Annotated in this window: 19 protein-coding genes; 13 read left to right on the top strand and 6 right to left on the bottom strand. The window is 71.6% G+C overall.

Features of this window, described 5'->3' with window-relative positions:
* Positions 1-272: 272 nt before the first annotated feature.
* The 4 genes from O2W53_RS21460 to O2W53_RS21445 form a co-directional block, all read right to left on the bottom strand.
* Positions 273-1445 (bottom strand): GDSL-type esterase/lipase family protein, encoded by a 1173-nt coding sequence (locus O2W53_RS21460; protein WP_269165103.1) that lies wholly within the window; start codon positions 1443-1445, stop codon positions 273-275.
* A 32-nt stretch (positions 1446-1477) separates the two neighbouring features.
* Positions 1478-2098, bottom strand: a complete 621-nt coding sequence (locus tag O2W53_RS21455) for a TetR/AcrR family transcriptional regulator (RefSeq protein WP_269165102.1) — start codon at positions 2096-2098, stop codon at positions 1478-1480.
* A 204-nt stretch (positions 2099-2302) separates the two neighbouring features.
* Positions 2303-2458 (bottom strand): Zn-dependent oxidoreductase, encoded by a 156-nt coding sequence (locus O2W53_RS21450; RefSeq protein WP_269165100.1) that lies wholly within the window; start codon positions 2456-2458, stop codon positions 2303-2305.
* 303 nt (positions 2459-2761) lie between these two features.
* Complete coding sequence (locus O2W53_RS21445) at positions 2762-4498, bottom strand: DUF429 domain-containing protein (RefSeq protein WP_269165099.1); 1737 nt, start codon at positions 4496-4498, stop codon at positions 2762-2764.
* A 349-nt stretch (positions 4499-4847) separates the two neighbouring features.
* Between O2W53_RS21445 and O2W53_RS21440 the strand changes: the two genes are divergently transcribed.
* The 10 genes from O2W53_RS21440 (at position 4848) to O2W53_RS21395 (ending at position 15301) form a co-directional block, all read left to right on the top strand.
* Entirely contained in the window at positions 4848-5996 is a 1149-nt protein-coding gene (locus O2W53_RS21440) for an acyl-CoA dehydrogenase family protein (RefSeq protein WP_269165098.1), read from the top strand.
* A 62-nt stretch (positions 5997-6058) separates the two neighbouring features.
* A complete protein-coding gene (locus tag O2W53_RS21435) occupies positions 6059-8119 on the top strand; it encodes a SpoIIE family protein phosphatase (protein ID WP_269165097.1) in 2061 nt (686 codons plus the stop codon).
* A 116-nt stretch (positions 8120-8235) separates the two neighbouring features.
* Positions 8236-8649, top strand: coding sequence for an ATP-binding protein (locus tag O2W53_RS21430; protein WP_269165096.1), 414 nt, complete (start codon positions 8236-8238; stop codon positions 8647-8649).
* 427 nt (positions 8650-9076) lie between these two features.
* A complete protein-coding gene (locus O2W53_RS21425) occupies positions 9077-10135 on the top strand; it encodes an ABC transporter substrate-binding protein (RefSeq protein WP_269165095.1) in 1059 nt (352 codons plus the stop codon).
* A 29-nt stretch (positions 10136-10164) separates the two neighbouring features.
* On the top strand, positions 10165-11004 hold the full coding sequence (locus tag O2W53_RS21420; protein ID WP_269165094.1) for an ABC transporter ATP-binding protein: 840 nt from the start codon (positions 10165-10167) through the stop codon (positions 11002-11004).
* Between the two features lie 2 nt (positions 11005-11006).
* The gene (locus tag O2W53_RS21415; protein WP_269165093.1) at positions 11007-11795 is read left to right on the top strand and encodes an ABC transporter permease; all 789 of its coding nucleotides are present in this window, start codon (positions 11007-11009) and stop codon (positions 11793-11795) included.
* A 5-nt stretch (positions 11796-11800) separates the two neighbouring features.
* Positions 11801-12631: an ABC transporter permease gene (locus O2W53_RS21410; protein WP_269165219.1), complete on the top strand. Its 831-nt coding sequence runs from the start codon at positions 11801-11803 to the stop codon at positions 12629-12631.
* Positions 12628-13719, top strand: coding sequence for an adenosine deaminase (add, locus tag O2W53_RS21405; protein ID WP_269165092.1), 1092 nt, complete (start codon positions 12628-12630; stop codon positions 13717-13719). Before O2W53_RS21410 ends, add begins: the two co-directional genes overlap by 4 nt.
* Positions 13716-14762, top strand: coding sequence for an isopenicillin N synthase family dioxygenase (locus O2W53_RS21400; protein ID WP_269165091.1), 1047 nt, complete (start codon positions 13716-13718; stop codon positions 14760-14762). The genes add and O2W53_RS21400 overlap by 4 nt, the downstream gene beginning before the upstream one ends.
* A gap of 248 nt (positions 14763-15010) precedes the next feature.
* Positions 15011-15301 carry an SRPBCC family protein gene (locus tag O2W53_RS21395; RefSeq protein ID WP_269165090.1) on the top strand — a complete coding sequence of 97 codons (291 nt, stop codon included), beginning with the start codon at positions 15011-15013 and terminating at the stop codon, positions 15299-15301.
* 155 nt (positions 15302-15456) lie between these two features.
* Here O2W53_RS21395 and O2W53_RS21390 read toward each other — a convergent pair whose 3' ends face one another.
* On the bottom strand, positions 15457-16032 hold the full coding sequence (locus O2W53_RS21390) for a TetR/AcrR family transcriptional regulator (RefSeq protein ID WP_269165089.1): 576 nt from the start codon (positions 16030-16032) through the stop codon (positions 15457-15459).
* Between the two features lie 110 nt (positions 16033-16142).
* Between O2W53_RS21390 and O2W53_RS21385 the strand changes: the two genes are divergently transcribed.
* Together O2W53_RS21385 and O2W53_RS21380 are read left to right on the top strand one after the other, a co-directional pair.
* Entirely contained in the window at positions 16143-17120 is a 978-nt protein-coding gene (locus O2W53_RS21385) for an SDR family NAD(P)-dependent oxidoreductase (protein ID WP_269165088.1), read from the top strand.
* Between the two features lie 2 nt (positions 17121-17122).
* A complete protein-coding gene (locus O2W53_RS21380; protein WP_269165087.1) occupies positions 17123-17530 on the top strand; it encodes a hypothetical protein in 408 nt (135 codons plus the stop codon).
* A gap of 482 nt (positions 17531-18012) precedes the next feature.
* On the opposite strand, the gene O2W53_RS21375 is transcribed toward O2W53_RS21380, so the two are convergent.
* Positions 18013-18861 (bottom strand): helix-turn-helix transcriptional regulator, encoded by an 849-nt coding sequence (locus O2W53_RS21375; protein WP_269165086.1) that lies wholly within the window; start codon positions 18859-18861, stop codon positions 18013-18015.
* Positions 18862-18962: 101 nt separating this feature from the next.
* On the opposite strand from O2W53_RS21375, the gene O2W53_RS21370 reads away from it, so the two are divergent.
* Entirely contained in the window at positions 18963-19727 is a 765-nt protein-coding gene (locus O2W53_RS21370) for an SDR family oxidoreductase (protein ID WP_269165085.1), read from the top strand.
* Positions 19728-19758 lie beyond the last annotated feature (31 nt).

The raw sequence follows: 19758 nt of genomic DNA, 5'->3' as shown, positions 1-19758 counted from the left end.
GCTGGCCCGGCTCACGGTTGCGGGCGAGGTCCACGACGTCGTCGCGGAACCCCGTGCACGGCGAGCGCGTGGCGGCCCGCGCGAGTCCTCGACGACGCCAACTGCCGGCCGATCCCGCCCAGCTCGGCGGCGGAGGGTGTGCGGTCCGCGCCGGCGATGCCCTCCCGCAGGTGCGCCGTCGACGACGTCCGGGGAAAACAGCCGGGCCAGGACGACGGGGATCGGTCGGTCCGGCCGGGAGGCTCCGGTCGGGTACGCCGAGGGTGTGGCGCCTACCCGCCGAAGGGGCCGTTGGGCGCGAAGACGTGCTCGGCGAAGCGCCGGGCGATGAGTCGGTGGGTGGCCGCGTCGGGGTGCAACTTGTCCGGGAGCGGCAACGCGCCGCCGTCGGCCTCGCCGTAGAGCTCCAACCCGTCCAGGTAGTGCAGGTTGAGGTCCGCCTCCGCCCGGCTGGCGACGATCCGCGCCAGCTCCTCGCGGATGACCCGCAGGGTCAGCTTCCCCGCCGCCACCTCCGCCGGATTCCCCGTGGCCATGAACTGGACCTGTGCGGTGCCGTAGGTCGCCGGGTCAATGGTGATCGGGCCGGGCGTGTCCTCCTGCATCGGGCAGTGGATCGCCGAGACCACCAGCAGCGGCGTCGTCGGATGGCCGTCCCGGATGGTGTCCAGGAAGCCGTGCACCGCGGGGGTGAGCGCCCGGAGGCGCATCAGGTCGGTGTTCACCAGGTTGATCCCGATGGCCACGCTGATCAGGTCGGCCGGCTGGTCGCGCATCGTGCGCGCGGTGAACGGGTCCAGCAGGGCGCTCCCGCCGAAGCCGAGGTTGACCAGGTCCACGCCGGCGGCCGAAGCGGCGATCGCGGGCCACGTGGTGGACGGGCTGGCCGCGTTCGAGCCCTGGCTGATGGAGCTGCCGTGGTGCAGCCACACCGGACGGGTGTCGCCGGTGACGGCCTCGACGGGTGCGTCGGTCCGGAGCTCGACCAGCACGGTGGTCTCATTGTGCGGCAACCAGATCTCGACGTCCTTGGCCTGCGCCGGGAGACCGGTGAAGGCGACGGTCCCTCCGGGCCCGGGGCGGTGCTCGACCGACCCGCTGGTCAGGTCGAACGACAGGACGTCGCCCCCGGACACGGTGGCCTGGTCGGTCAGCTGACCGTCGACCACCAGGTCGTACAGCCCGTCGGGACGCACCGGAGCGCCCGCGTAGGCGACCTTCGTCCCGATCGTGTCGAGCTCGATCGTGGTGGCGGCGGTCCGGAAGACCAGCCGGACTCCTGAGGGCTGGGACTCGGCCATCGCGAGCTGCCCGTCGGCGTACTGCGCGCGCGCCCAGGCGGGGAGCCGGTGCGGGACGAGACCTCGGTCGGTGTGCTCGAGATCGATCGCACCGCGCAGGAGTGATGCGGTGAGGGGGGTGCTGCTGAGGAACTGCGGGGACATGGTGGACCTCGGGAAAGAGCGGGGGCGGGGGATCAGCTGCGGGGCGGGGGGCCGGCTGTCGCCGTCCAGCCGCGCAGCAGCGTGTCGAGGGAGTCGAGGACGCGCGACCAGCTCACCTGTGGGTCAGGGGAGCTGTGGTCGAAGCTCCCACCCAGCTCCAGGGTCACGTAGCCGTGGAAGACGCTGCCCAGCAGCCGGACGGCGTGCGTCTGGTCGTCGCCGGTGAGCTCGTATCCGCGCAGGATCGCTCGCATCATCTCGGCGTGCCGGACACCGGCGCTGTTCGTCGCGGTCTTCGCGTCGAGCCGGAGGTGCGCGGCGGCATATCGGCCGGGGTGTTCGCTCGCGTAGCTGCGGTAGACGTCGGCGAAGGCGGTCAGGGCGTCCCTGCCCGCCCGGCCGGCCAGCGCCGAGGCGGCGAGGTCGGCCATCTCCTCGAGGGCGAGCAGAGCGACGCGGGTGCGCAGCTCACCGGAGCTCGGCACGTGGGCGTAGAGGCTCGCCACCTTCACGTCGAACTGGCGGGCCAGTGCCGAGAGGGTGACCTCGGCGAACCCGACCTCGTCGGCCAGATCGGCGGCGGCCAGGGTCAGCCGCTCTGCGGTGAGTCCGACGCGTGCCATCCGCCCCTCACGCCCGGTGCCTGTGGTCATTAGGTTACATCCTAAACCCTATAGGCTAGGCCGTGACTCCGACGTCTCCTACTCGATCCCCACGCGCGATCGCCTGGAGCAGGTCATGGCGGATACGCCGGTGTCCGGGAAGCCGTCGACGAACAGCACCGGTACGGCTCGAGCCGAGCCCTGAGGCGTACCGCCCGCGCTCGGTGTCGACAGTGGTCGAGGATCGCTCCGAGGTCAGTCGGACGACAGGCGGTGGTGGGTGTCTGCAAAGTTGACTCCTGCTGCGGAGACGTCGTGCAGGGTCGTCCCCGGCCCCGCCTCCGGCTCTGGGACGTCGACGACATCGAGGACCTCGGGACCGCCGAAGCGGGTGATCTGCACAGCACGCATGCGGGTGAGGCTATGACCTGATCACGCCCGAACATCCTTCCGGCCAGTCCCGCCGGTCGCCGGCGACGCCGGCCGCCGGGTGCTCGGCCGCGGCGTGGTGGTGAGCCGCCGGACCCAGAGGTGGACGTGGTCGTGCCACGGCGTGTCTCCGGACCGCTCGAGCCAGAGGGTGACCGCGCGCAGGACTGCTGCGGCCCGGTCGACGACGGTGAGCTCGTCGTAGCGGGCGGACAGGGGCGCCCGCAGCCCCACCGCTGGTGGCGGGCTTCCCATCGCTCGCGCGGGCGGCTGCCGGGCCGCCGGTCAGCCGCCCGCGAGCCGCTGCAGCCGGGTGGTCAGTGCGGTCCGCCGGTCGGCGTTCCCGTGCAGTTCCACGTACCGCTGCCCGAAGCCGGCCAGCAGCGTGTCGTCCAGCCGACGCACGGCACCCGGGGGATAGCGGTAGTCCATCCGGGCCGGGATGCCGCTGTCGTCGGCGCCGCGCAGCACCTCGCCCAGCTCCACCAGGCTGGTCACGCCCAGTTCCAGTAGCAGGCCTGAGATCCAGGTGTAGTGGTCCGGGCGCGACCAGCCGGCGTCGGCGTACTGCCCGGCCAGGAACGCAGCCAGCTCGCGGGGCGCGATCCGAGGGTCGTCGGGGTCGGTGTCGTCGGCCTCGTCGACGGGAACTGGTGCCCGAAGGCGCTCGCGGATCGCGGTGAACTCCTGGTCGGCCAGCTCCAGCAACCCGGCGGCCAGGGTGAACCGGCGGTCGAACTCGGAGGCGTGCTCGGCCGGCACCGTGCCCTTGTAGCGGATGTCGTGCTCGAACTCAGCCCAAGCGTGCTGCAGCACCGTGCGCACCTGCACCTGCACCACGCGCCCGGCCAGCTCCGGCAGCTCGGGCGCCCGGCCCGGGTCCACGCCGATCAGCAGGTGCCGGCTGGAGTAACCGAACCGGCCCTGCTGCGCGGTCCGCCGACCCATGTCGCGGTCGTCGATCACCCGTACCTGCGCAGCCAGCAGCTCGGCCACCGCCTCCACGTCGCTCTGCACGTAGGTGATCACCCGCAGGCCGATCTGGTCGGTGATCTCCCGCGCCGGGTCCGGATAGGCAGGCACGCCGTCGACCGTGCGGGCCGCCTTCTCCGCGAACGAGGCGATGGTCTTCGTCCGCCCGGTCACCGACAGGTAGTTGATCCCGGCGTCGTCGAGCACCCCGGTGATGAGCGCGAGCGCCTGCGCCCCGGCGACCAGGGTCTCGGGCCGGCCGTCGGCGTACGCCTGGATGGCCTGCTGCACCGGGTCGGCCGCGGGTGCGGCGACCCGGGGGCCGGGCCGCAGGTCCGGCGGCAGGGTCGGGGTCACAATGGCGCCGCCGGCCGCGTCGCCGTAGGTGGTCACCTCGTCCGGGCGCCGGACGGCGATCCATCCCACGTAGGCACACACCACGGCGTCGACCTGGTCCTCCGCCACCCGGAGCTCGCTCTTGCGGGTAGCGGCCTGCACCTGCTGGCGCAGCCCGGCGAACGGTGCACCGAGGTCGAGCTCGACCACCGCGCCCAGCAGGTCGATGAGCAGCAGCAGCTCCGCACGCATCTGCTCGAGCACCCGGCCCGGCTTGTTCTTGTACTTCAGCGTGCGGCCCAGCCGGAACAGCGCCACCGTCGCCGCGTGCGGGTAGACCTCGATCGCCCGGCGGTTGCGGCCCGAGCGGGGGTCGAGGTCCAGCCGCAGGCGCCGGCCGATCCGCCCGCCGCGGGTGTCACCATCGGTGAACTCGGGTTTGCCGGTGTTCGTCGGGTGCGCCCCGGCCTGGAACCTCGCGAAGTCGGCGTTGAGCGCCCGCTCGGCGGCCCGGTTGCCGGTGGCGTTGGTGACCACCAGCGGGGCGTCGATCGCCACGATGCACGGGCCGGCGGTGAACGGGGCCAGCGCGGCCTCGATCTGCTCGTCGGTGCGCACCGCGCTGACGTGCACCAGCCGGCCGGCGTCGTCCAGCACGGCGAGGCCGGTGGGTCGCTTGAGGCCCCAGGCGAGGTCGATCCCGATGTGCTGCACGGGGTCAGCCTGCCCTGCCCCTACACCTCGACCTCTGACTGGTTCGAGCGGCGCGGTCAGCGCGGTCTGGGTCTGCAGCTGACATCGCGTGGGCCCAACCGCTGGATCCACGGCGTGACGACCCAGCGGCCACTGCCGCCCGGCGAGCGCTGGCCTGCCCGGCGATGTCCGCAGGGACCGTTCAACAGGCGGCAGGACAGCGGCCACCGTCGATACCGGCTGATCATCACGGCTGCCGTCCGCGAGACGTGGCGGCGCGACCATCGCCTCTGGCCTGGTGATCGGCCTGTCCGATCTCCGCTGATCTGCCGGCGGTCGCCTATGGTTCCCCGTTGTGACTGTGCCCCCGGTGAGTGTCGCGGAGGCTTCGCTGCGTGCCTCGGAGATCGCGGAGGCGGTCGCGCGGCCACTGGTCGACCGCACCGACTCCGGCGTCTGGCCGGTCGAGCCGCTGCGCGCCCTGCAGAGAGCCGGATTGGGTGGGCTGGCGGCCCCGCGGTCCCTCGGCGGAGCGGGGCTCGGCCTCAGCGGCGTCGCGGCGGTGGGCGAGGCGCTCGGCCGGGTGTGCGCCTCCACCGCGTTGTGCTTCGGCATGCACTCCGTGGGCACCGCGGTGATTGCAGCCAAGCCGACCGGCCGGCAGCGCACGGACTTCCTGGACGCCATCGTGGCGGGGGAGCACTTCACGACCCTGGCGCTGTCCGAGCCCGGAACCGGTGCGGCCTTCTGGCTGCCGCAGACCCGGATGACGCAGACCGGAACGGGGATGCGGATCGACGGAGAGAAGTCGTTCGTCACCAACGGCTCACAGGCCGACTCCTACGTCGTCAGCACCGTCGCCGCCGACCCGGATGCGCCCGTGGGCGACTTCTCCTGCGTCCTCGTCCCCGGCGACTCCGACGGTCTGACGTGGATCGACGCGTGGAACGGCGTCGGCATGCGCGGCAACTCGTCGCGCCGGGCCCGCCTGGACGGCGTCCGTGTCGGTGCCGACCACCTGCTGGGGGCCGAGGGCGACCAGATCTGGTACGTGTTCGAGGTCGTCGCCCCGTACTTCCTCATGGCCATGGCGGGGAGCTACCTCGGGGTCGCGCAGGCATCCCTGGACGAGGCGACGGCGCACCTGGGCCGTCGGGCTCACGCGCACACAGGCCGCCGGCTGTCGACCGAGCCGATCCTCCAGCACCGCCTGGGCGAGCTGTGGGCGCAGGTCGAGCGGACGCGCCGGCTCGTCTACTGGGCCGCCGAGGAGGGCGACGCCGGCGGACCGAAGGCGCTGCTCGGCCTCACCGCCGCGAAGGCAGAGGTGGCCAGGTGCGCCGTGGACGTCACTAACGAAGCCATGACGCTGGTCGGCGGTGTCGGTTACCGGGACCGCTCACCCCTGGAGCGGCACCTGCGGGATGCCCGGGCCGCCGACGTGATGAGCCCGACGACCGACATCCTGCGCACCTGGACGGGGCGAGCGGCGCTGGGGCTACCGCTGCTCGGCGATTGACCGGGGCAGGTGGTCCGGGCCGCTGCGTCCTCATCGACGTCGCGGTCGCCGAGGTCTCCCTCGTGGAGGATCTCCCCGGAACGGAGCGCATCTCCTCGTCGGACCTCGCAGGCCGGCCGATCTCGGTGGGCGGGCCGGTGGACCTCGTGGTCATCGGGTCGCTGGCCCGCTCAGCCTTGTCGACGGTGCAGCGGGCTCATCGGTTGTGGCCGGACGCGAGCGTCGCCGTCCTCACCGGCACCCCCGACGCCGTCCGGCGAGAGGCATCATTCGCTCCGGGTGTGCCGCTGGACCTGCTCGTCGCGGGGGTCGATGACGACGGCCTGCTGTCCCGATTGCAGGAGCTGCGCTCCGCCAGCATCGCGCGGCGTCGGCACAGCGCCGTCCTCGCTGCGGTGATGCTCGACGCGAGCGCAGCCGACACCGCGTCGCCGTCACGGATCACCTCGGTGGGGGCCCTGTTGGAGCACGCGCCTCTGGCGGTGCTCGTCGCCAGTGGTGAGGGAGAGGTGCTCGGGTGGAACCGCCGCGCGGAGAGACTCTTCCTGCTGCAGCCGGCCATGTACGGCCGGCCGGTGGACGAGGTCGTTCCCGGGGCACTGTCGATGGTGACCTCCGCCCCGCCGCCACCCGGTCACGGCGGTGCTCCTGATGTCGTCCGGCCGCCGCTGCAGCTGCGGCTCGCCGACCGGGTGGAGGTCGAGCTCAGCGCGGTCAGCAGCCAGACCGACCTCGGCCGTCCGGTGGTCCTGCTGCTGGCCGTGGACGTCACCGAACAGCGGCGGGCGGAACGGGAACGCGACCGGCTCGCCGCCCAGGTCGATCTGCTCGGCCGCGTCTCCCAGTCGCTCCTGGCGTCGCTCGACGTCGCCGAGTCCCGGTCCCGGCTGGCCGCGACCCTGGTGCCGGCTCTCGCGGACTGGCTCAGCATCCATCTCCTGGACGACCACGACCACGACCACGACCACGACCACCCGTCCGACGTCCTGGTCCGGCATCGAGCTCCCGCGCTGGCCGCGGTGGTGGGCGAAGTGGAGCGACTGGAGTCCCGCGGCGGCGTGGTCACCGAACCCAGTCGGCGGGCAGCCGGAGGGGAGGAGGTGCTGCTCCGGGACCTGGATGCCGACGGCCTCGTCGCTCAGGTGCCCGATGCCGCCCTGCGCTCGCTCGTGCGACAGCTTGGCGCGGACAGCCTGATCGCCGTTCCCATCCCGGGTCGGAACGGCGTCCTCGGCTCTCTGCTCCTGGGAAGGGGCTCAGCTCGCGCCCGCTTCGGGGAGGCTGATCTGGCGGTGGCCATCGAGATCGGCCGACGAGCAGGCATGGCGTTGGACAATGCCCGGCTCTACTCCGGGCAGCGTCATCTCGCGACGGAACTGCAGCAGAGCCTGCTCACGGCCCCGCCGGTCGTCGCCTTCGCCGACATCGCCGTCCGCTATGTCGCCGCCGCGCAGCAGGCGCAGGTCGGAGGTGACTGGTACGACGCCTTCCGGCAGCGCAGCGGGGACCTCGTTCTCGTCATCGGCGACGTGGTCGGCCACGACACACGCGCCGCGGCCGCGATGGGACAGGTCCGCGGGCTGCTGCGCGGGATCTGCTTCAACTCCGCCGACGTGCCGAGCCGGTTGCTGTCGTCGGTGGACGAGGCGATCGTGGGGCTGGAGCTGACCACGATGGCCACCGCCGTCCTGGCTCAGCTGTCCCCGCCCACGGGGTGCGACCGACGGAACGGCGTCCGCATGCAGTGGTCCAACGCCGGGCACCCCCCGCCGCTGTTGCTGGACGCGTCCGGCCGTGCCCGGCTGCTGGAGCCCGGCACCGGCAAGGCCGATCTCCTGCTCGGCGTCGACTCACTGGCCTGGCGGAGCACCGAGGCGACGACGCTACCTGCCGGCTCGACCCTGCTCTTCTACACCGACGGACTGGTCGAACGTCGTGGGCAGGATCTCGACCAGGGTCTCCAGCGGCTGCTGGACGTCGTCGAGCGGCACGCGGACGAGGAGATCGAGAAGCTCTGCGACGCCGTCCTCGGCGTGATGGTCCCGCGCGCGGGGGAGGACGACGTCGCCATGGTCGCCGTCCGGCCGCGATCGTCCGAGGACGACGAGGTGCTCGGGTCGTGAACCAGGAGACCCCGGGGACCGGACTCCCGGACGGCCCGGCCTCTGCGACGATCGAGGCCGTCCGGACCTCCTGGCGACGCGTGAGCCCGGTTCCTGACGTGCCGCCCGCTGACGTCGTGGAGCTGACCTCGCTGCGGCAGCTCGGGGCTGTCCGTCGTCACGTCCGGGCTTTCCTGACCGCGTCGCTGCAGACCGACGGCATCCGGACCGAGGACGATGTCGAAGAGATCGTGGACCGGGCCATCCTCGTGATCGACGAGCTGGCCTCGAACGCCCTGCGCCACGGCACTCTTCCGGCCCGCCTCGATCTGAGGGAGGCCGGCGATCACTGGGTCGTCGTCGCCACCGACTCGGCCCGGGACGAGCTCCCGCTGCCCGCGGTCGATCGCCCGGCCGGCCAGGGGGGATACGGGCTCTACGTCATCGCAGACCTGACGTCAGCGCACGGTGTCGACGTCGATGGCGTCACGAAGCGCGTGTGGGCGCTGCTGCCCAAGCACGGGTCGCCCCGTCCCGAGCAGCGGCCCTGATCGCCGCCGTGGCAGCCACGACGGGACGACGACCTGCCGGTCCGGTGACCGCGTGGTCGTCGTCGAGGGACGCGTCCCAGCCGAGGTCGTCACCGGGCGCGGGGATGTAGCCGTCCAGGCTCAGGTCCATGCCGTAACTCAGTTCCCGCATCGCGTCGCCTGCCGGTGGTCGGTGTGCGACGTACAGACCCGCTCCGCACGGAGAACCGATCGGTCGGACCGCACCGGGGGTCGGTTGCCGTACCGGTGCGATCGACAGGTCGCTGCCGCCGGTCGACCAGCGCATCCGCCGCTGGGCGAGCGGGTTAACCGACGCGAAACACCAGAGGCTGAACGGCGAAACGACCCGCTCCTAGCTTCAGCCCGACCCCATGCCGGGACGGCACCCCCACCCCGCCGAGGGTGTGGCTGAGATACGGAGCACCTCATGACCTTCCGCCACCGCACCGTGCGCACCGGAGCACTGCTGACCGCCGCCGCCCTCGTTCTCACCGCATGCGGGTCCGACGACGGCGAGTCCGCAGCCGCCAGCGGCGGGGAGGGTGACCTCGGCGACCTCACGCTCCAGTTGTCGTGGATCAGGAACGCCGAGTTCGCCGGTGAGTTCTTCGCCGACAGCCAGGGCTACTACCAGGACGCCGGGTTCGGCTCGGTGACGATGGACCCCGGTCCGGGTGCCATCGAGACGCTCGTCGCCACCGAGGACGCCGACTTCGGCCTCAGCAACGCCGTCTCCACCGCCCAGGTCATCGCCGAGGAGGACGCGCCGCTCAAGATCGTCGGCACCAAGTTCCAGAAGAACCCGTTCACGATCCTCTCGCGCGCGGACGGTGGGAACATCGCGACGCCCCAGGACCTGGTCGGCAAGACGATCGGCGTGCAGGCCGGCGGCAACGAGACGCTCTTCGACGCACTGCTCGAGGTGAACGGCATCGACCCGGCCGACGTGCAGAAGGTCCCCGTCGAGTACGACCCGGCGCCACTCGTCGACGGCGAGGTCGACGGCTTCCTGGCCTACCTGACCAACGAGTCCATCACCGTCCAGTCGCTGGGCATCGAGGTGACCAACCTGCCCTTCGCCGACAACGGGCTGCCCTTCGTCGCCGAGTCGGTCATCACCACCGACCGCATGATCGCGGAGGAGCCGGAGAAGGTGAAGGCGTTCCTCGAGGCGGAGATCCTCGGCTGGCAGGACGCGCTCGCCGACCCCGCCGAGGGCGCGCGGATGGCGGTCGAGGAGTACGGCAGTGACCTGCAGCTGGACATGGAGAAGGAGCTCGAGCAGTCGGCGGTGCAGGCCGGCCTGATCGTCACACCCGACGTCGAGGCGAACGGCCTGTTCACCATCTCCGACGAGCTGATCGAGCAGAACATGACCACGCTCGAGGCGGCCGGCATCGACCTCGAGGCCGCCGACCTCTTCGACCTGTCGCTGCTCGAGGAGCTGCTCGAGGAGAAGCCCGAGCTCACCGAGCTGCCCTCCTGACCCGGCCGGACGCGACGGAGAGGTTCGACATGGCCCAGGTCGCAGAGGCGTCGACGAGTGCCGGTGCCGGGGGAGCAGCTCCCTCGATCGGCACCGGCGTGCGGATCGACCACCTGAGCAAGACCTTCCGGGTCGGTCGCCGGACGGTGGCCGCCCTGGAGGACGCCACCTTGTGGACGGACAAGGGCAGCTTCCTGTCGCTGCTCGGCCCGTCCGGCTGCGGCAAGTCCACGATCCTGCGGATCCTCGCGGGGTTGGAGGAGCCGACGTCCGGCTCGGCGCTCGTGGAGGGCCGGACGCCGCTGCAGCTCCGCCGCGGGAACGAGCTGGGGATCGCCTTCCAGGACTCCGCCCTGCTGCCGTGGCGGTCGGTGCTGTCCAACATCCGGCTGCCCTTCGAGGTCTCGGGGCAGAAGCCGGACGACGCGCTGGTGGCCGAGCTGATCGAGCTGGTCGGCCTCGGGGGCTTCGAGAAGGCGAAGCCGGCCCAGCTGTCGGGCGGCATGCGCCAGCGCGTGTCGATCGCCCGGGCCCTCGTCGTCACCCCGTCGGTCCTGCTGCTCGACGAGCCGTTCGGCGCGCTGGACGACATGACACGCCAGCGGCTCAACGTGGAGCTGCTGCGGATCTGGACGGAGAAGCCGGCGACCACGCTGATGGTCACCCACAGCATCTCGGAGGCGGTCTTCCTCTCCGACGAGGTCGCCGTGATGAGCGCGCGCCCCGGGCGGGTGCAGGAGGTCCTGCAGGTCGACCTGCCCCGACCGCGGACCCCCGACCTGATGCGGACACCGGAGTTCCACGCCCTGCACGACCGGGCCTCGGAGCTGCTGTTCGGCGGGGCGTCCGCCGTGCCGGGTGAGGACTGAGCGTGCACCTCTCGCGTGAGTCCATCCGCTCCCTGCGCACGGGCGCGGTCGGCATCCTCGCGTTGGTCGCCGTGTGGTGGCTGGCCGCGCTCACCGTGCTGTCCGGCGCCCGGGTGCCGACCCCGGACGGCGTGCTCACCACCGCGGTCGAGGCCGGCTGGGGCTTCTGGTCGCTGCACTTCGGGATGACGCTCCAGGAGGCCTCGGTCGGCTTCCTCTACGGCACCCTGGCCGGCCTCGTCGTCGCCTCCCTGGTGCTGCTGTTCCCCGTCGCCGAGCCGGTCCTGATGCAGGTGGCGGTGATGAGCTACTGCGTGCCTCTGGTCGCCATCGCCCCGGTGCTGTTCATCGTCATCGGCAACCCGGACGAGGGCGAGCGCTCCGGCACCGCCACCGCCCTCGCCGCCCTGGCGGTCTTCTTCACCACCGTCGTCGGCACCGTGCTCGGGCTCCGCTCCGCCGATCGGGCCAGCCTTGACGTGGTGCGGGTCTTCGGTGGCGGCCGGGTCCGGCAGCTGCAGAAGGTGCAGCTGATCTCGGCCCTGCCCTCGATCCTCGCCGCCATGCGGATCGGCGCGCCGGCTGCGTTCCTCGGCGCGATCCTCGGCGAGTACGTCGGCGGAGTGCAGCGCGGCGTGGCGCTCATCCTCAAGATCGCCCAGCAGAACGTCGACGTCGAGCAGGCGTGGGCGGTGGGGATCGGCTGCGCGCTGATGGCCGGGACGGTCTACGCCGTCCTGGGTCTGGTCGGCCGGGTGGTCACGCCGTGGTCGAAGGGAGCGGCGTCGTGAGCACGATGCTGCCCGGTACCGACCGGGTCACCGGCGGGACCGGGTCGCTGCTGCGCGCCGTGTTCCGCCAGGTGGCCACCACCGTGCTCGTACTGGGTGTGGTGGTGCTCCTCTGGATCGCCGCGCTGCGGGTCTGGGACGTCTCGACGTACGTCGGCAAGACCCCGGCGGAGGTGTGGACCAGTCTCTTCGGGGACGCGGACTCGGCAGAGCTGCGCGCGGAGATCGGGACGCTGTTGCAGCAGACGCTGATCGACGCCGCCGTCGGGTTCGCCGCCGGCATGCTGACCGCGATCGTGCTGGCGGCGGTCGTCGTCCGGTACAAGCTGCTCGAGGGGGCGGTGATGCCGGCCGCGGTGGTGCTGCAGACCGTCCCGCTCATCGCGCTGGCGCCCATCCTGATCCTGCTCGTCGGCCGCGGCTACGCCGTCGTCGCGCTGATGAGCGCGATCGTCGTCCTCTTCCCAGCCCTGGTGAACATCGTGGCGGGGCTGCGCTCGGTCACCCCGCAGATGCGGGACCTGGTGCTCGTCTACGGCGGGTCGCCGTCGACCGTGCTGCTCAAGGTGGGGTTCCCGTCCGCGCTGCCCGCGCTCTTCGCCTCCGTGCGGATCGCGGTGCCCGGTGCCCTGACCGGCGCGCTCCTCGCCGAGTGGCTGGCGACCGGGAAGGGCATCGGTTACGCCGTCGTGTCCGCCGCCAACCGTTCGCAGAACACCCGCGTCTGGGCGCTGGTCGTGGCCATCACCCTGACCGCGCTGCTGCTCTACCTCCTCGCCCAACTGCTGGAGACGGCGGTGCTCAGCCGGTTCGGGCGCGCGGTGGGTCAGCGGTGAGCCTCGCGACCAGGGTGCACTCCACGCCCGTACCGGCCGACCCGGCCATCGACGCGATGGTCGCCGCCCTGCCGAAGATCAGCCTGCACTGCCATCTCATCGGCAGCGTGGCCCCGCAGACGGTGATCGACCTCGCCCGGAAGCACGGCGTCGCCCTCGGCCGGTCCGCCGAGGAGCTGTACGACCACCACAGCTACGCCGACCTCGGTGAGTTCCTCCGCGTGCTGGACGTGGTCGGCTCGCTGATCCGCGACGTCGACGACTTCCGCAGGGTCACCTACGAGTCCCTGACCGCCGGTGGCGCAGACCACGGAGTGCTCTACCGGGAGGTGCACCTGAGCCCGCCGGGCCACCCCGGGGTGGCGTACCGCCGGATCCTGGAGGGCGTCCTCGCCGGAGCCCGGGACGCGGAGACCGACACCGGCGTCCGGGCCGCCTTCCTGGTCGGCCTCTGCCGGGAGCGCAGCGGCGCCGCCGCCGTCGAGCTGGTCGAGCAGGTGGTGGAGCACCGCGCCGACGAGGTGCTCGGCATCGGGCTCGACTACGCAGAGGTCAACGGGCCGCCGGGCCGTTTCGTCGAGGCCTACCGGCTGGCGGCGCGGCACGGCCTGCAGCGGACGGCGCACTCGGAGTCCGGGCCGCCGCAGCACGTCGAGGTCCTGCTCGACCAGCTCGGCTGCAGCCGGGTCGACCACGGCTACCACGTGGTGGACGACCCGGTCCTCACCGCGCGGTGCGCGGCGGAGCGGGTGCCGTTCACCTGCACTCCGGTCAGCTCCGACATCGGTCGCTACTCCGGCAGCGGGGACGGCAGCCACCGCCGGATCGCGGAGATGGTCGACGCCGGGCTCTGCGTGACCATCGACAGCGACGACCCACCGATGTTCGGCACCGACCCGACCCACGACTACCGCGTGCTCGCGCACGCTCTCGGCTACCGCCGCGACCAGCTCGCCGCGTTCACCCGCAACGCCGTCGAGGCTTGCTGGCTCGACGAGACGGACAAGGCCGGCCTGCTCGCGCGGGTCGAGGCCGTCGTGTCCACCACCCCCGATGCACCCCCACCCGTCCCGAAGGGCCGAGCATGACCACCGCGTTCCACGTCCCGACCGTCGACATCTCGCCGTACGTCGGCGCCGGCACCCCGGAGGAGCGCGCAGCCACGGCGGCGGCCTTCGACGAGGCGGCCCGCACCGTGGGCTTCGTCCAGGTGCTCGGTCACGGCATCCCGACCGCCGTCACCGACGCGTTCGAGGCCGCCCTCGACGAGTTCTTCCTCCTCCCGCTGGAGGTCAAGGAGCAGTACCGGACGCCGCCGGAGATCAACCGGGGCTACGCCCCTCCCAAGACGGAGTCGCTCAGCCTCAGCCTCGGGCTCGCGCCGTCCAACCGCATGCACGACTTCTTCGAGGCGTTCAACGTCGGGGCTGCGGTGTCGGACTTCCCGGGACTCGACCTGCCCGAGGCCGACTACCCGGAGAACGTCTGGCCGGCCGAGGCCTCGTCGTTCCGCGGTGCCGTCTCCGCCTACTCCGACGAGGCCTCCCGGGTGGCGCGGACCCTGACGACGATGTTCGCCGACGCGCTCGGCCTGCCGGACGGCTTCTTCGAGCGCTACACCGACCACAGCCTCGACGTGCTGAGGATGAACAACTACGCCCTGGAGCCCGGCGCGCTCGAACTCGACGGCGATCTGACCGGCATGGGGGAGCACACGGACTACGGCATCGTCACTGTGCTCTGGGCCGACCAGGTCGCGGGGCTGCAGGTGCTGGGGCGCGACGGGGCCTGGCACGACGTCCAGCCGGCCGACGGTGCGCTGCTGATCAACCTGGGTGACCTGATGGCGCGGTGGACGAACGAGCGCTGGATGTCGACCCTGCACCGGGTCAAGCCGCCGATCGTGGACGGCAGCATCCAGCGGCGGCGCAGCGCGGCGTTCTTCCACGACGGCAACATCGACGCCGTCATCGAGACGCTGCCGACCTGCGTGGGCGACGGGTCGCCGTACTCGCCGATCACCGTGGGGGAGCACATCCGCGCCAAGCTCGCCGGCTCCCGGGCGGGGGTGGCCAACACCGAGGCCGAACGCGAGGCCGCCCGGGTGTTGGCAGCGCAGGGCAGCGCCTGAGGGCCGGACCATCTCCCTCCGCGACGCGTGGTCCACGCGGTGCGGTGGTTGCGCTCGTAGGCCCATGTGGTGGCGTCCCGCCATCGTGCGGCGGCCGGCCCCCGCTGGCGCCGGTGCTGAGGTGCCACCGGTGCCAGAACGATGAACGACCTCATTCGCTGCCTCGAGGACCGCGAGGAGTCGGAGTCCATCAGGCTCGAGGCCTCGCGGCATAGGGTCCCGGCGAGATGGGGGTCGGGGTCAGGTCCATGGGCGTCGGCGCCACCCGAGCCTTCCGCACCGGCAAGGTCGTCACGATCGAGCGCATCACCGCTCTCGACCCTCCCCGGCGTTTCGCCTACGAGGGAGCGCGCAATGCCTTCATCTCCGACTACGCCGCGGTGATCGAACTGGACGAGACGTCCTCCGGGGGAACGGTCATCCGGTGGTCAGGCAGCTACACCGCTCGCTGGGGCACCCGGTGGCTGATGCGTCGCATCATGCGCGCGGTGATGCAGAAGATGGCGGACGGTCTGGCGTCCTACTCGTCCGCGCAGTGAACCCGGTCGGGCATGGGGTCGCCGGCCCGACAGCGGCAACCTCGCCCAGGGCCGTCCGGTCACGGACCGGTCGGCCCCGTTCTCGCTGCCGGAGTGCGGCGGCACTGGGGATCCAGCCTCCGGCGTTGGCCGCGAGTCCGCTCAGCTCGGTCGGGTCAGGGAGAAGGGGTCTTCATCCCGGCGGCGAGGACCTCGGCGTAGAGCGGCGCGAGGGCGGCGATCTGGCCCGTCTCGCGGGCGGAGAGCATCGCGCCGTACAGCATGGTCACGAACTGCTCGGTGCTGATCGCCGGCCTGAGCCAGCCGGACGCGTGAGCGGTGTCGACCAGGGTGTGCGTTGAGCGCTGGAACCGTTCCATGAAGCCTTGCCCATCGGCGCTCGGGCGTGTCCCCGAGATCAGCAGGCGAGTCAGGCCCGGGTCGCATCTCAGGTGCAGGATCTCGAGCAGGAAGCTTCGTACCGCCTGATCGGGATCGGCTGCGGCCGTGGCCGCCGCACGCTCGGCGATGCCCACGATCTCCGCGAACTGGTCCATGGCCAGCGCCTCGAGAAGATCGTCGCGGGTGGGGAAGTGGCGGTACATGGTGCCCACACCCACTCCAGCCTGACGTGCGATCGCGTGCATGCGCAGGGTGCCGTCTCCCTTGTCGTACTCGTCCCGCGCTGCCCGGAGCAGCGCCTCGCGGTTGCGGGCGGCGTCGGCTCGTACCGCGGGTGTCGGGGCGGTCATGACGTCAGCTTAGCAATTTCGCGATCGAAGTGGACGCAGCGTCCGGTTGTGTCGTACCTTGACTCTGCAAGCGGACGCAGCGTCCGCTTCACCTCCGAAAGGGGAGAGAGATGAGAACTGACGCGAGGATCAGGACCGACTTCGATGCGGCGAGCACCGCGGACGACGTGGTTGCTGGTCGCGATCTGACCGGCACGGCGGCGATCGTGACGGGAGCATCCTCGGGACTCGGGATCGAGACGGCACGTTCGTTGGCCCGTGCCGGCAGTGCGGTGACTCTCGCTGTCCGCGACAGCGCCAGGGGACGAGTCGCAGCCGAGGACATCATCAGGACCACCGGCAACCGGGACGTCACCGTTGCCGTGGTCGAACTGACCGACGGCGCTTCCATCCAGCGGTTCGTCGACAACTGGAACCGGCCGCTGCACTACCTGATCAACAACGCCGCGGTGATGGGCTCTCCGCTGGCGCGGACAACGGAGGGGTGGGAGATGCACTTCGGCACCAACCACCTCGGACACTTCCGTCTCGCGCTACAACTCCGCGATGCACTGGCTCGCGGAGCCAGCGCGCACGGAGAGTCGCGGATCGTGGCGCTGACGTCCACCGCACACGTGATGTCGCCGGTCGTCTTCGACGACGTGCACTACGGAGCTCGGCCGTACGACCCGATGGCCGCATACGGCCAATCGAAGACCGCGAACGCGCTCTTCGCCGTCGAGGCGACCCGGCGTTGGCGAGATGACGGCATCGTCGCGAACTCGGTCAACCCTGGCGCCATCAGCACCGGGCTCCAGCGACATCTGACCCACGAGCAGGCCGCGGAGTTCGACCGCCTCGAAGAGGCAGGCACCTTCTCGTACAAGACCGCCCAGCAGGGCGCCGCCTCCACGCTGGTAGCTGCACTGGCTCCCGAGTTCGGCGTGCACGGCGGCCACTACGTCGAGGACGGGCAGGAAGCGACCGATCTGCCGGATGACGACACGACCGCACCGCCTGGTCAGGGAGTTCGTCGTTGGGCAACCGACCCCGATGCCGCGGCGCGGCTGTGGGACCTCTCACTGAACCAGATTGCCGGGGTGTCCTGATCATGAACGACCACGATCTGCTCGAGGGCTTCGAGTCGAGCACACTGACCCACTTCCCTCACGAGTACCACGTCCGCGTGGTGTACCTGCTCATCCTCGAGTACGGACCCGAGGAGGCGAAGGACAGGATGCTCGCGGGCATCCGCGGCCTCGCGTCGAACTTCGGGCTGAGTGGGAGCTTCGTCCACATCACCCGGACGGTCGCCTGGACGAAGATCGTCGCCAGCCAGATCGAACAGCCGATGTCGTCCGAGGAGTTCGTCCGGGCTCATCCGGCGCTTCTGCGCAAGGACCTGCTCGATGACTACTACGGCTGGGGACGCCTGTTCACCCCGAGTGCCCGACGGAGGTTCGTCGAGCCGAGCCGCCCCTTCCCCACCGCGCCCGGCGAGTTGGCGTCAGCCGCATAGGTCGACTGGCACGTCGTCGATCACGAGAGTGCGGTGTGGCCAGTCGGGTGGCGACGACCGCATGGCGCGTTGGGAGAACAGGGAGGACCGGGTGGCTGCAGAGATCGGCGCAGCCACCCGGTTCATCCAGTAGGACGGCGGCCGCAGACTCTCCCGGGTCCGAGGGACGGCTGGCGGATCGAGTCGCTCATCTGCCGATCGGGATCCTCGCGTGTGCATCCGCGACTCGCTGGTGTCCCCGCTCGCCTTCGACGCGACTCGACCACCGCGGCAGCGAGGTGGATGCACTCTCGTCGACGGGGACGGCCCCGGTGCGAGGTCGCGAGCGGGCCGGCTGTCCCTTCGACCCGGGCTGCGACGCATCTCCAGCCGGGGGCGTGGCACCTGCCGTGCCTGGGACGGCGACACGGTCACGTGAGGGGCACGCACCCTCACCCGGCCCGTAGCCCGGTGGCCCCACCGGAACGACGCCACGACCCGGTCTAGGGCTCTGGCGCGAAGGCCTGCGTGCCGAGGACGGCGAGGAGTGCGAGTCTGCTCGCGGCCTCGGTTCCCGGAGGAGCGGTGAGCACGAGCAGCACCTGGGACTCGTCCTCGGTGAACAGCGCCTGGCAGTCGACCTCGATGGGACCGACCTCGGGGTGCCGGAGGACCTTGTGGTCCTCGAACCGTCGGCCCACCTCGTGGGCGTCCCACAGTCGCGCGAACTCGGGGCTCGTGCGGGTGAGCACCTGGACCAGCTCGCCGGCTCGCGAAGCCGCTCCCATCGACCCGTACGCGGCACGCAGCGAGGCCACCTGGGCGCGGCTCTGCCGGTCGCGGTCGGCCTCCGGGTAGCGCCCCCGTTCCTGCTCGGGGTTCACGAACCAGCGGTAGATGCTGCTGCGTTCCAGGCCGGTCAGGTGGCTGACGTCCCCGAACAGGGCCCGCGCCGGGTCGTTCTGCACCAGCGTCTCGCCCAGCGCGGACAGGATGAGAGCCGGCGTGTCGGTCAGCCGGTCGAGGACGCGCAGCAGCCCGGGAGCGATGTGGTCGCTCCCGCCGATCGGGTCGGGAGCATCGTGCCCGGCGACCCGGTAGAGGTAGGCGCGCTCGTCCGCGGTCAGCCGGAGCGCCCGGGCGAGCGAGGCGAGCATCTGCGTGCTCGGCTGCGGTCCGCGCCGCTGCTCCAGACGCGTGTAGTAGTCGGTCGACATCGCGGCGAGCTGCGCCACCTCCTCCCGCCGGAGCCCGGGGGTGCGCCGGCGCTGGCCTGCCCCCAGCCCCACGTCCGCGGGCTGGAGGCCACTGCGGCGCCGAACGAGGAAGTCGGCGAGGTCGTCCCGGTTCACCGGACCAGTGTCACCGCTCCGCGCCTGCCGCAGCCAGGGATCGGCGATCCCCCGATCACCGCGCTCTGCCACGCCACCCGGACTCGGCTGACGCTGAGGGCATGGACATCGCAGGGAACACCGTCTTCATCCCCGGCGCGACCAGCGGCATCGGCCTGGCCCTGGCGCTGCGTCTGCGCGAGGAGGGCAACACCGTCATCGTCGGCGGGCGACGCACCGCGCTGCTGGAGCAGATCACCGCCGAGCACCCCGGGCTGCACGCCGTCCGGATCGACACCACCGACCCGGTGAGCATCCAGCGCGCCGCCGCCCAGGTCCTGGCCGAGCACCCGGAGCTCAACGTGCTGGTCACGATGGCCGGGATCATGCGCGTCGAGGACTGGACCACCCCGAGCGGCTTCCTGGCCTCGGCCGAGGAGACGGTCGCGACCAACCTGCTCGGTCCGATCCGCCTCATCGGCGCGTTCATCGAGCACCTGCGCTCCCGGCCCGACGCGACGATCATGACGGTCTCCTCCGGGCTGGCGTTCGCTCCGCTGCGGATCACGCCCAGCTACAACGCCACGAAGGCTGCGATCCACATGCTGAGCGAGTCCCTCCGGCTCCAGCTGTCGGGCACCAGCGTGGCGGTGGTCGAGCTCGAGCCGCCGTCGGTGCGCACCGCGTTGCTGCCGGGACAGGAGGAGAGCGAGTTCGCCATGCCCCTCGCCGACTTCATCGACGAGGTCACCGAGCTGATCCGGACCCAGCCGGACGCGCACGAGATCCAGGTGGAGAACGTCGAGTTCCTCCGTTTCGGCGAAGCGCGTGGCGACTACGACCACGTCGTCGCGACCCTCAACCACCTCGACCCGCACGGCGACTGACGCCCTCGCGCCCCGGCTCAGCTGAGCAGCT

Origin of the sequence: Modestobacter sp. VKM Ac-2978, from assembly GCF_026968025.1 — a bacterium.
Lineage (GTDB): Bacteria > Actinomycetota > Actinomycetes > Mycobacteriales > Geodermatophilaceae > Modestobacter.
Note: the sequence above shows the minus strand (reverse complement) of the source record. Positions and strands in the feature narration are given on the sequence as shown.